We start from the raw sequence: 13,177 nt of genomic DNA on the forward strand, positions 1-13,177 counted from the left end.
TTTGTCATAATAATATTATTGTCTCAGTTTTCTTATACAAGGAGAGTTGTATTTATGTCGTTTTCATGGAAACGTTTCTTACAAATCGGGAAAATTGTCTTCCCATTTGTTGTATTAACAATTGTATTCTTTCAAGCAAAAAAAGAATTAGCGGGCATTTCTTTTTTAGAAGCGATTGATACAATTAAAAACATTCCAACTGGAGGAGTCTTTTTAGCAATTACACTTGGTGCATTCGCTGTATCAACAATGTTCTTTTATGACTATGTTATGCTTCGTTACTTAAAAGCTGATATCCCTGTCCAAAAGATTTTCCGTATCTCGTGGATTGCTAATACTTTAAATGGATTTATCGGGTTTGGTGGTCTTGTTGGAGCCGGCGTACGCACAATGCTTTATCGTCCATATATAAAAGAAAATGGAAAACTTATTAAAAGTATCGCTTGGATGACAACTGCCTTTATTAATGGATTAGCCATTCTTTCATTTCTTGGTCTCATCGGAATATTAGACACGAGATTTATTTTGCATGAAAAACCATGGCTATGGCCTGTTCTTATCTTCTTCGCTCTTTTCGTCCCTATATATATCGGATTTTCTAAATTAAAAAATAGAAAAGCGACGCAAACAGAGGAACAAGAAGAAGAGGAGAAAAACCCAACTGTTTTATACTCATTAGTTTCATTAGTCGAATGGGTATCTGCTGGTATTGTTATGTACGTCATATTACTATTATTTGGCATTGAAATCGAATTCCAAAAGTTTTTAGGCGTATATGTTATTGCTGCTTTAGCTGGTGTCGTTAGTCTTGTTCCTGGTGGCCTTGGATCATTTGATCTTGTCTTCTTAACTGGGCTTGGGCAATACGGCATCGATACAGGTGTTTTACTCCCTGCTATGTTATTATATCGTCTCGTCTATTACATCTTGCCCTTCTGCCTTGGTCTCATTTTTGCAGCTTTTGAAATGACAGGAGTAGCCATTAAAAAGTTTGAAGATAAACCTTTTATTGCGCCTGCATTAGAGACAACTGGTGTTATATGGACTTTGCAGCGTGACTTTCTAGGAAAGTTAGGTTCTTGGGCATCTGCTGCTTTAACAGTATTTGCTGGCTTAATGGTTATTTTATCAACCATTCTACCGACAAGTATAAATCGGGCACACGCCTTACATATTCTAGCTCCAAAACATCTTATTCAATTTTCTTTTAGCTTATCGCTAACATTCGGTATTCTCCTCCTCATTCTTTCGCGGGGGATATATTACGGAACAAAACGTTCTTATTATATGACGATTGTTTCTTTAATTGGAGCGGCTATTTTTAACACACTAAAAGGAATTGATGTTGAAGAAACTTTTATTTTATTAATCGTACTCGCTGTATTGTATATGCTTCGTAAAAGGTTTGTACGTGAGAAAATGGAAGTCTCACTTTCCGATATCGTAAAAGTTTTTATATTCCTACTTGTAACGTTATATTTATATAAAAACTTAGGTATTTTATTTGCAGGTGCAAAAGAAGCTTTCAAACCTGATTTTGTCGTTCGTAATATTACACAAGTGAAACGAAGTGCATTAGCAGCTGCCTTTTTTGTTCCTACTTTTTTACTAATTGGTTCACTCATTGCAAATCGTTATCGAAATGAATTTCCCGGGCAACCAGCTAATGATAAACGATTACACAACTTCTTAGATGAACATGGTGGAAATGTACTTAGTCATTTAGGTTTTTTAGGAGATAAACAGTTCTTTTTCAGTAGTGATGGAAAAGCACTCATTCTCTTCTCAATAACTGGAAAACGACTTATTGTACTAGGTGATCCAATTGGGGACCCTTCCTCCTATCGTACTGTATTGCAAGAGTTTTTAGCTGAGGCTGATCGATTTGGATACATTTGTGTATTCTATCAAATTGAAAGTAAATGGATGAGTTTATACCACGATTTTGGTTATAACTTCTTTAAGCTTGGTGAAGAAGCTGTTGTTGATTTAAATACCTTTACAATAACAGGAAAGAAACGCGCTGGCATGCGAGCTACTTTCAACCGTTTTGAAAGAGAAGGCTATACATTCTCTATTCATGAGCCACCTTTCTCCGACGAATTATATGAAGAGTTAAGAAAAGTTTCAGATGCATGGCTTGGTGGAAAAAAAGAGAAAGGTTTTTCACTCGGATACTTCGATCGTGAATATATTAGTCGCGCTCCTATCGCAACATTATCTGATGCGGATGGAAAAATTATTGCATTCACAACATTCATGCCTGTATATCAAAACGGATCATTATCTGTCGATTTAATGCGATATTATCCAGATGCGCCTAGCGGCATTATGGACGCAATTTTCATCCACTTATTCCAGTGGGCAAAAGAAAATGAATACCACTCCTTTAATATCGGTATGGCACCACTTTCAAATGTTGGTTTATCCACACAGTCTTTCTGGTCTGAACGAGTGGCTGCTGCAATCTTTAATAACGTTCGTTATACGTATAGTTTTAGCGGATTACGACATTTTAAAGAAAAATATAAACCAGCATGGAGCGGTAAATATTTAGCATTTAGGAAGAATCATTCTTTACCAATTACAATGCTCTCTGTAACAAAATTAATAGGAAAAAGAAAAAACAGCTAAATTCTTAGCTGTTTTTTCTTTTTTGAACTTGTACAATAAATTCTTTTTCATACTTCTTACCATTTATATAGAAATTCCCCCACATTTTATACGTGCCCTCGGCAGGAAATGTAATTCGGTATTGTAATTGTTCATCCGTATCTACAGGCATAGCGTATAAAAAATTCTCCTTCGTTTCATCCACTATATAGAGTGACTCTACTTCTCCTCTCTCTGAATGTAATTTCAATTTTTCACCCTTTTTCGCTTGAAACTGAAATGTTAACGTAACTGGTTCATTCGGATGTAATGCACCAAATAAAAGAGAAACTTCATACTCTCCTATTTTTTTTGTAAGTACACTGTCGATTGGAAATTTCACTTTTTTCTTATTGTTCTCCTCTTTCGTTCTACCAAAATTCTTCCTAGCGAATGACTCTACGGACTTATTTTTGTCTTCGTATAAAAATATTGTATATTCTTCGTCTTTCGCTATTTTGGAAGATAACTTATATGACCCGTTCCCTGCAAATGTGGGTTTAATTTGTTGTATGTTTTTTAACTGTCCATCTACAATCACTGCCCGCATTTGATCATTTACACCACGAATTTCATTATTCTTGTTGTTTAACAACTGAAATACAATATCTACTTTCTCATTTCCCTTTCCATTCGAAACATCCCACTTTACTTCCTGAACATCTCCTACAGTCTCTTCGTTTTCTTGATATTTTTTTATGTAAAATCCTCCTGCCACAATAAGTACTAACGCAATAAGCCCGATGACAAGATTTTTCAAAACATCACCTACCATTTTTATTGTCTCTATTCATACAAAACTTCTTAAGATATATATTCTAGATTATGATTTATGAAATCCTCCTATTTTGCACATATTACAAATAATAAAAAGATTTTAATTGAAAGGATTCGTAGTGTATAATGCAAATGATATTGATTTCTATCAATACATTATAAGGAGGACTTTTTTATGAGTGTACATATCGAAGCAAAACAAGGTGAAATCGCTGAATCTATTCTATTACCTGGTGATCCATTACGTGCAAAATATATCGCTGAAACATTTCTAGAGGACGTTACTTGCTATAATAATGTGCGTGGTATGTTAGGTTTCACTGGAACTTATAAAGGAAAACGTGTATCTGTTCAAGGTACAGGTATGGGTGTTCCTTCTATTTCTATTTATGTAAACGAATTAATCCAAAGCTACGGAGTTAAAAATTTAATTCGCGTTGGAACTTGCGGTGCAATTCAAAAAGATGTAAAAGTTCGTGATGTTATTATCGCAATGACGGCTTGTACTGATTCTAATATGAACCGTTTAACATTCCCAGGATTTGATTTTTCACCAGCTGCAAACTTTGACCTTTTAAAGAAAGCTTATGATGCTGGAACTGAAAAAGGATTACACGTTCGTGTCGGTAACGTTTTAACAGCAGATGTGTTTTATCGTGAAAGCATGGACATGGTTAAAAAACTTGGAGATTACGGTGTATTAGCAGTAGAAATGGAAACAACTGCTCTTTACACATTAGCAGCGAAATACGGTGTAAATGCATTATCAGTATTAACAGTTAGCGATCACATCTTCACTGGCGAAGAAACAACATCTGAAGAGCGTCAAACTACATTTAACGAAATGATTGAAATCGCTTTAGATGCAGCAATTCAACAATAGTACACTAAAGAACTTGTCATACGTCTGGCGAGTTCTTTTTATGTGACTTTTTATAAATAACTACTTTATAAAGAGACAGATTTCTCCCCTCTACTTTCTTGTAACGTTTGTTATAATAAAGTGAAACTTTAATCAGTGGGGGGTTTTTCCATCCCCCACTGATTATTAGTTGAACCAATCGGATTTTACGGGCAATTGATCTCCCACTTAACTCCCTTGTATTCGCCGAATTTTGAAGTGGGAGTCTTATTGCCCGTTAAAGCGGGATAAAGAAATCATTTACAGTATTTCTCATAAGAGGTGACGCAGTGAAAAACAGAAGTATCGTCTTTAAACTATTTTTATTAACATCCACTTTATTTACAATCATATTCCTACTTTTTTTCCTAGGACAATCTCTATTTTTAGAGAAATTTTATATTAATAAGAAAGTAAAAACAGTCCAAACTGCTTTTGAAAAATTCGTAGATAATTATGATAAAAGTGATAAAAGTTATGAGAAGGTTAGAAAACTAAAACAAGAATTTCATGATAAAACAAATGCCGATATGCAGTTTTTAGATTCTAACGGTATTATTAAAAGTGATAACAATTACTATATCGATGTATTTAATCCCAACAATAATAAACAGTATTCCATTCCACTCAATAATCTTTTAACACCAGAAGAATATAATAAATTCGAAAATTTAGGTTTAAAAAAAGATGTAATAATCAATGTTGATGGAGTCGTGCAAGAGAATAATATAATCACACCACAAAAATTAGGAACGAATTATAATCAATGGCAAAACGAACATTTCTATTCGGATTTTCAATCAATTAATGGAAATCCTTCTAAGAATAGACTTGCGAGCCGATACAAATCTACAACTCGAATCGTCTTTACAGGTGTTATAACTAAGTTACAGCTCCCATCCAAAGCTGAGGTTCGCCTTGCAAATGATATTGAAACATTACAAGCCGTTCAATATTTTGCTGATATGATTAGAGAGGGCACTTCTAACTCGAACCAATTAAGTACTTTCATATTAGATGGCGGAGAAAATATAAAAAATAGTATCTTTGTAAAACCGATTATAGAAAATGGAAGGATTACAGAATACGCTTTTGCGATAGCATCTTTGCAGCCTGTTAATGAAGCGATGCTCGTTTTAAAAGATTATTATGTCTATGCCTTAATCATCGTGTTTCTCGTTATTATTTTGTTATCCTTCTACTACTCAAAAATCATTGTAAAGCCATTAATTAAAATGAATCGTGTTACGAAAAAAATGGCTAATTTTGATTTTAGTGAGAAATTACCAGTTACAGCTGACGATGAAATTGGCGGACTTTCTGGCAGTATCAATACATTATCTGTAAATTTAAAAGATCGAATCGATCGATTAAATGTTGCTAATACAAAGTTACAACAAGATATTGAACGTGAACGTCAATTAGAAAAAACAAGAAAAGAATTCATTTCTGGCGTATCACACGAATTAAAAACACCGCTAAGTGTAATTAGAAGTTTTGCAGAAGGAATTAAAGATGGTGTTAGTAAGGATACTTCGTATTATACTGATGTTATTTTAGAAGAAACAGAAAATATGAACAGGCTGATTGTTGAAATGTTAGAATTAGCAAAGTTGGAATCTGGTACTTACAAACTAGATATGACGACGTTCTCAATCGGTGAATTAACGCAACAAGTCTACACAAAATTATTATTTAGCATGGAAGAAAAACATTTACAAGTGAACATCGATGCAGACCCTTCTATACTTGTTAAGGCAAATCGCAGTCGCATTGAGCAAGTAGTTGTGAACTTACTAAGTAATGCAATCCGTTATACGCCAGAGGGAGAAAAAATACAAGTCTCCATTATAGAAGCAGAAGATACCGTAAAAGTCGAAATCGAGAATACAGGAAACCCTATTCCTGAAGAAAGTCTTGAAAAAATTTGGGATCGCTTCTATCGTCTAGATGCATCACGTAGCCGTCACACTGGAGGTACCGGTCTCGGATTATCTATTGTAAAAAACATTTTAGACCTACATCATGCCGAGTATGGTGTGTATAATACGACTAACAGTGTTGTATTCTATTTCAATTTACAAAAAGTAAAAGAAGTCAAATAATTTGTCTTAATTTCACTAGGAGTTCACATGAAATTCACACTCTCCCTTTATAGTAAGAAACAAGTTAATCCTTTCCTTTACACATATAAAAGAGGAGAGTGCGTGAAATGAAACAAGCAGGACAACCTATTCAAAATGAAAAACAATTAGAAACTATCAAAAATATACTTTTACAATCTTCGAAACGTGATGGCTTATTATTCGTATTAGCTGTAAATTCTGGCTTAAAAGTAAGTGAAATCTTACAATTAAAAGTTAGTGATGTAATCGATGAAAATGAAAATGTTCGCCATTCCATTTTATTTTACAATGAAAAAGTGAAGAAACATAAATGGTTTGCTGTAAATGAAGACTTACAGCACGCAATCGAAGACTACATGAAAGAACGTAAAACTTGGAAACGTAATGAACCATTGTTAAAATCTCAAAAAGGAACAAAATCTATTACGAGACAACATGCATGGTACATTTTAAACAAAGCTGCAAAAGAAGTTGGATTAGAAGGGATTAGCTCACATACACTTCGAAAAACTTGGGGTTATTGTGCATACAAATCAGGTGTTGATATTGCGTTTTTACAACACTTCTTTGATCACAGTACTCCATCAAAAACTTTAAAGTATATCGGTATTGCTTAATAACTCTTATACATAAAAAAGGTTACCATTTTAAAATTTGGTAACCTTTTTTATATTTCATATTCTCTTTTCTTGTCTCTCCTATACTGTAGTGGTACTCTAGTAATAAGGGGGAGAAATTATGAACACACTTACAATTGAATTACCAAAAGAAACGGCTGAAAAACTTGATTTATTAAAACAAGCTTATGAAAAGAAAACAGGTGCTTCTATCTCTGAGAGCACTCTCGTTCAAACACTTATCTCAAAAGAATTTATCCAAGCGATAACTCCTTTTGATTTACAACAATTCGTCAATGGAAAAGAACAGCATTAATCGCTGTTCTTTTTTTATCTCTATTTAAAATACACAAAGTTTTTTATATATTTTTAGAAAAACCATTGACAATGATAATGATAACCATTATCATTTATTATGAAGCCAACAATTGATGAATCAACCAAACGCTCAGTAACATTGTTACCCCTCTTTTTCATATAGAAAGGCACTGTACATTCCCCCTGTTTGTACAGTGCCTTTCTTGTTTATTATCATTCAAAAAAATTTAATTGCTCCGGCTTCGGCTCACCATATGTAATGTTCATCATTTTCATAAGCTGTTTCGCATTATCTGCTGCATCCCCACCTGAATTGTTGTTAAACAGTACGTATATATCCTTTGTTTTCTTTTTTAATTGCTCTAGTCGTTCAACCCATTCTTCGAGTTCTTTATTGTTGTAGCGATATAAACAGCGAACCGCTCTCCAATTTTCCCCTTTATCAAGCCAACCATGAACATTTCGACCGTGAAAACGTATTAATGCCATGTCTGAATTCGTAACCTCTAACACGAGTGGCACAGAACCTATCCCAGCCTGTGGTTCATCACAAATTGTATGAATCCATTTCTCCTGTTCTAGAAACTGTAACGTCTTATCTCTCATTTCTGGATAAAACCATGTTTGATTTCGAAATTCTATTGCACATGGTAAACCTTCCATTTTTTCTTTCGTATATCGAAGAAAATCTACATTTTTCTTTTTGCAATCAAACCATGGTGGATATTGAAATAAAATTGTTTTTAATTTATCAGCTTCTATTAAAGGAAGAATAGACTGTTTATACACATCAAACATCTCATCGAACGTAGAAAAAGGAATTTCACCTTTCATATGTCCTGTCATTCCTTGATACGCTTTTACGATAAAAGAAAAATCTTTCGGCGTTTCCATTGCCCATTTTATATAATTTCGTGCAGGTTGCATCGCGTAAAATGAACTATCCACTTCCACAATAGGAAAATACTCGCTATATGTTCGTAATTTATTTCTATTTTCATAGGGATTTATGTATAAAGAATCATGATCTCCCCATCCTGTCACTCCAATAAACAGCACATATACCCCTCCCTTTTTAACTTCATCTTCTATTCACTTTGCATCATGTAGCCTTTTCTTTAAGGGTATCCTTATAAAAATATGATATACTATATGGAAGAATTTTTAAAATGAGGGGTTATTTATTTATGCTTCCAAACGATGCTACTGTATCTCATGAAAAACGAATTGAAGAACTAGAAAATAAAGTACGTTTTTATGAAGAACTTGTGAATCAATTACCACATCATTTCACATACAAAAATCCACATATTGGTTTACAAATAAAGAAAACTAGAACGACTCATTCCATTCAAGAAATACCAAAAGAGAATAAAGAGGCTCATTTTCAACTTACTTGTGATTCATTATTTTTATTTGAACAACTTGAAAAACACTTTGTACATATTTTTGATGCCTTTTCACATCATGTAACCTTTATCGATAGTAAAGGGAATATTACTTTATGTAATCAAGTTGCTGCAGATGATTTCGGTATAATACGAAATGATATTATCGGAAAACCGATTCAACAATTACTAAACTTGCCGGAAGAAAAAATTAAAGCGATTGAAACATTAAAAACGGGAACAGAAATATATAATGAAGAAGTTTTAGACAAAAACTATGGCATTATAAATAACCGAATTATTCGCGATTATAACGGGGAGATTTTTAGAGTTATTAGTGTCTTTCATTATTTAAATACAGAACGTGATGCAGAGAAGTTTTCGTTAGCAGGGCGAATCGCAGCTGGAATTGCACACGAAGTACGAAATCCTCTTACAACAGTACGAGGATACTTACAATTTTTACAAGAAAGCGTTTCTCCATCAAATAAAGAGTTATTTAAAAACTTGCTTATCCCTGAATTAGATCGTGCAAATAATATTATTACAAAATTTTTAGCCATTTCAAAAACACGGGAATTTACAAGAGAACCGTTTCCCATCAATACATTTTTACGTGACTATATTCAACAGTTACTAGCTAGTGAAGTTTCCTTGCATAATATTTCAATTGATTATAACTTCTCTAATGAATTAGATGATATTTTAGTCAATATTGATCGACATGAACTTGTTCAAGTGTTTTTAAATCTATTTCAAAATGCCGTCGATGCTCAAGGCGACAAACCTCTTTCTATTCAAATTACTAGTTATCGCCTTAATAACTTCGTTCGGATTACTTTCACAGATAATGGAATTGGTATTCCTCCAGCTATTCAAGAATATATCTTTGATCCATTCTTCTCAACGAAGGATTCGGGAACAGGACTAGGCTTGTCAGTAACCAAAAAAATCATCCAAAATCATAACGGCACATTAAAAATGACTAGTAATGAAGATGGTACAACTTTCACTATTTCAATTCCAATCTTACCTAAAACAACCCTTGAAAAATTAAATCAATGTAAATAAAGGACTAATCCACGAACTACATGCCAATTGTTAAACACTCCCAACAATTAGCATGTAGTTTTTTATGTTGCACTTTTCTTCTTTACATTATATAAACCTTTCTCTATATCTTACTTATTTCTTTCTAGGTGGGCCAATTTCTTATTTTTTTAGAAATGGTAGTTTGTCCATCACGAATTTAGTATAAATTTCATTTTAATATATAGTAATGACTAATGATTCTATGAAAGAAAAGAATGAAAAGATGAACAATAAAAATAAAGGAAAAGTATTTTATGGTAATGATTGTTGCGAAGTAAGAGCATGTAGCCATATTAACATCCCTAAGTCCGAACTTACAGAATTTGTTAGACTTCTTCAAGCTCTTGGTCAAGCTATTCTAGTTCAATATGGATCTGATTGCCTAGGCGGAGGAACTACGGGGACTACTGGTGCTCAAGGGCCTCAAGGCGCTCAAGGACCTGCGGGCGATACAACTGCGACACTATCTGCCTTCCGAATTTACTAACCACAATTTCCGAAAATATTTTGGGAGGACTAAGCACATTTATAAGTAATAGATGTGATTTTGATTGTCTATTAAATCTCTCTTTTAATAAAAAGGAGCACTTGTTTGGGAGGATAAGTGCTCCTTCTTTACGTTTCTTTACCTCAAATTTACTCTATCTTAATCCTCTTTTTGTATGATAAATAATGAAGTCAAAGATATGAAAGAGGGATGAAAATGAGAGTTATGTCACTAATACGCATTTGGTTTGCTCTTATGGTATGCATTATTTTATGTGTAGGATTTTTTTTAACTCTAAAATATTCCACTATTTCAAAAGCAGATAGAAAAACTGTTCCATACAAAATTTTGTATACGAAACAAAACAACATCCTTTATTCCAATTCCACAAATAATGAAAAAAAAGTTATAAAAGGAATGCTTATTACGGAAGCTCCTAGTTACGAAACTCTACTTCAAATTGCTGAAACGATTAAAGATCAGTATACAAATAAAAAAATCGATGAAATTACACTTTCTATCCACAATGAAAATAATGGTAATTACGAAGAAGAATTACCTTACGAACCTATTAGTAAAGGAAAAATAATTGTCACATACGATTCTCAATCCTTTGGCAATACGAACATTATACTTAACGAGTAGTAACTAGTACGGAGAAGGGATAATTTCAATCGTTTAAAGTTTCATTTTGTTTTTCATACAAAAAAGAGGCGAATTTCATTATTCGCCTCTTTCTTTTACCAAAATGAAGGAATCCATTCTTTCACTTTATCAATCCACTCTTGTTGCTCTTTTTTTCTTTGTTGTTCCTCTTCTTTCCTTCTCTTCTCTTCTTCTTTTCTTCGTTTTTCCTCTTCTATTGTAGTCAATTGTTTTTTATAATCAGCCTCAGATATGAGCGATAACTGAAATGCTTTTTGAGCTGGATTTGCGTTCGCTTTTTTCATAATATCCCGGAACATTGTCGTCGTAATTTGACTACCACCCGGAACATAATGCTCGCTATCTGTTTTGTCATATCCTACCCAAATCGCACCTACTAAATCTGGTGTGTATCCTACAAACCACGAGTCCTTTGCCCCTACGCTCGGGCCATTTACAAGTTGAGTAGTCCCTGTCTTTCCTGCTGTATCAACATTAGTAACTTTCGCTTTTCCACCTGTTCCCTTTTCTACAACACCTTTTAATAAATACGTCATCTTTTGAGCAATTTTCTCACTCGTCACTCGTGTCTCTTTCTTATACCATTTCCCTATTATTTCCCCTTCAGCATTTTGAACTTCTCTAATTGCATGAGCCTCTACTTGAACCCCATCATTAGCAAATGTACTATATGCTTGAGCCATTACAAATGGTGATGTCCCTACATGCATCCCACCTAAAGCAATTGGATACGTACGGTCTTCTGGTACTAATGGAATACCAAATCGCTCTAAAGATTTCAATCCTTTATCTAATCCTATTTGTTCTAATAGCCACACAGCGGAAACATTATACGACTTTGCTACCGCTTCATACATTGTCACATTACCATGAAAAGCCTGATCACTATTTTTCGGTTCATATTCTTTAATATGAAATGGTTCATCCTTTAATATATCGTATACTTCATACCCTTGTTCTAAAGCGGGTACATATACAGCTAGAGGCTTTAATGTTGAACCTGGCTGTCTTTTTAATTGCGTAGCATGATTAAATTGTAAAAACTGATATGGTCCTCTACCCCCAACTAAAGCTGGAACACCGCCTGTTTTGGGATTTATAAGGACTACACCTGTTTGCATAAGTTGATCTGAGCCACTATCTTTGAAATAGCTATCATTATTCACAACATCTTCTACAGCTTGTTGTTTTTTCGGATCAAGCTCAGTATAAATACGATAACCACCTGCTAAAATTTCATTTTGTGTCAATTCGTATTTGTCCATCGCTTCTCTAACAATATAGTCTACATATTGAGAATATTTTCCCTTGTATTTATCATCCACACCACGTTTTAATACAAGACCACTCTCTTTTTCTTTATTATACTGTTCGTCAGAAATATACCCTTGCTCTTTCATTAAGCTTAATACGACATTACGTCTTTCAATTGACTTGTTAAAGTTTTTATAAGGTGAATATGCAGATGGTGCTTTAATCAAGCCTGCAATCGTTGCAGCTTCTGAAATTGTTAAATCTTTTACATCTTTATCAAAATAAGATTTTGCTGCCCTTTTTATACCCCAAGCACCTTCCCCAAAATAAATTTGATTCATATACATTTCAATAATTTCATCTTTTGTATAAGTACGTTCTATTTTTTTTGTTAAAAAGTATTCCTTTATTTTACGAGAAAATGTACGATCTTGTGTCAGAAATACATTCTTCGCAAGCTGCTGTGTAATTGTACTTCCCCCAGCTACAACTTCTCCTGCTGTAATATTTTTAAAAACCGCACTTATAATTCCACTATAATAAATACCATGATGGTTAAAAAATTCCTTATCTTCTACTGCAACAATTGCCTGAACCATAATATCAGGAATATCTTTTCTTTTAACGCCTTCTGTTTTCGAAGAAGCTAATTTAGTTGCGACCTCATTATTTGCATCATAAATTAAAGTCGGTTGTGGAACAGCTTGTTTTAGTTCAGATATGTCTTGAATGGAAATTATTATATTTACAGCAATAAATAGAGTAACGAATACACTTCCCAATACAATTAATGAATTACGAAGTTTCTTCCTCTTATTGAACCACTCAAGCATTTTTTTAAAATGAGTGTTCTTCAATTTCATTCGTTCACTTCCTTCATTTATTTACACTCTTCTTTT

General features: G+C 33.5%; 11 protein-coding genes. 8 read left to right on the forward strand and 3 right to left on the reverse strand.

The genetic code is table 11. The annotated features are described in order from the left end of the window. Positions 1–54: 54 nt before the first annotated feature. On the forward strand, positions 55–2,634 hold the full coding sequence (gene mprF, locus ACQGSG_RS21450) for a bifunctional lysylphosphatidylglycerol flippase/synthetase MprF (RefSeq protein WP_000010891.1): 2,580 nt from the start codon (positions 55–57) through the stop codon (positions 2,632–2,634). Positions 2,635–2,638: 4 nt separating this feature from the next. Here mprF and ACQGSG_RS21455 read toward each other — a convergent pair whose 3' ends face one another. Next, on the reverse strand, positions 2,639–3,427 hold the full coding sequence (locus ACQGSG_RS21455; RefSeq protein ID WP_000232610.1) for a hypothetical protein: 789 nt from the start codon (positions 3,425–3,427) through the stop codon (positions 2,639–2,641). A 177-nt stretch (positions 3,428–3,604) separates the two neighbouring features. Between ACQGSG_RS21455 and deoD the strand changes: the two genes are divergently transcribed. The 4 genes from deoD to ACQGSG_RS21475 all read left to right on the forward strand — a co-directional run bounded on the left by deoD (position 3,605) and on the right by ACQGSG_RS21475 (position 7,389). Next, the gene (deoD, locus tag ACQGSG_RS21460; RefSeq protein ID WP_000110710.1) at positions 3,605–4,312 is read left to right on the forward strand and encodes a purine-nucleoside phosphorylase; all 708 of its coding nucleotides are present in this window, start codon (positions 3,605–3,607) and stop codon (positions 4,310–4,312) included. Positions 4,313–4,620: 308 nt separating this feature from the next. Further along, on the forward strand, positions 4,621–6,435 hold the full coding sequence (locus tag ACQGSG_RS21465; protein WP_098877738.1) for a sensor histidine kinase: 1,815 nt from the start codon (positions 4,621–4,623) through the stop codon (positions 6,433–6,435). A gap of 107 nt (positions 6,436–6,542) precedes the next feature. Then, a complete protein-coding gene (locus ACQGSG_RS21470; protein ID WP_000806236.1) occupies positions 6,543–7,073 on the forward strand; it encodes a tyrosine-type recombinase/integrase in 531 nt (176 codons plus the stop codon). A gap of 121 nt (positions 7,074–7,194) precedes the next feature. Next, positions 7,195–7,389 (forward strand): DUF3924 domain-containing protein, encoded by a 195-nt coding sequence (locus ACQGSG_RS21475; RefSeq protein ID WP_001094860.1) that lies wholly within the window; start codon positions 7,195–7,197, stop codon positions 7,387–7,389. Positions 7,390–7,604: 215 nt separating this feature from the next. Here the strand turns inward: ACQGSG_RS21475 and ACQGSG_RS21480 are convergent, their stop codons facing one another. After that, complete coding sequence (locus tag ACQGSG_RS21480) at positions 7,605–8,450, reverse strand: DUF72 domain-containing protein (RefSeq protein WP_000897352.1); 846 nt, start codon at positions 8,448–8,450, stop codon at positions 7,605–7,607. A gap of 128 nt (positions 8,451–8,578) precedes the next feature. Between ACQGSG_RS21480 and ACQGSG_RS21485 the strand changes: the two genes are divergently transcribed. The 3 genes from ACQGSG_RS21485 to ACQGSG_RS21495 all read left to right on the forward strand — a co-directional run bounded on the left by ACQGSG_RS21485 (position 8,579) and on the right by ACQGSG_RS21495 (position 11,003). Further along, on the forward strand, positions 8,579–9,850 hold the full coding sequence (locus ACQGSG_RS21485) for an ATP-binding protein (RefSeq protein ID WP_030024557.1): 1,272 nt from the start codon (positions 8,579–8,581) through the stop codon (positions 9,848–9,850). A gap of 223 nt (positions 9,851–10,073) precedes the next feature. Beyond that, positions 10,074–10,358, forward strand: a complete 285-nt coding sequence (locus tag ACQGSG_RS21490; RefSeq protein WP_025967063.1) for a hypothetical protein — start codon at positions 10,074–10,076, stop codon at positions 10,356–10,358. A 216-nt stretch (positions 10,359–10,574) separates the two neighbouring features. Further along, positions 10,575–11,003, forward strand: a complete 429-nt coding sequence (locus tag ACQGSG_RS21495; RefSeq protein ID WP_325842226.1) for a hypothetical protein — start codon at positions 10,575–10,577, stop codon at positions 11,001–11,003. Positions 11,004–11,098: 95 nt separating this feature from the next. Here ACQGSG_RS21495 and ACQGSG_RS21500 read toward each other — a convergent pair whose 3' ends face one another. Then, entirely contained in the window at positions 11,099–13,141 is a 2,043-nt protein-coding gene (locus tag ACQGSG_RS21500; protein WP_325842225.1) for a PBP1A family penicillin-binding protein, read from the reverse strand. Between the last annotated feature and the right edge of the window lie 36 nt (positions 13,142–13,177).

The sequence above is a fragment of the Bacillus sp. GMa5/1 genome, assembly GCF_050172015.1.
Lineage (GTDB): Bacteria > Bacillota > Bacilli > Bacillales > Bacillaceae_G > Bacillus_A > Bacillus_A cereus.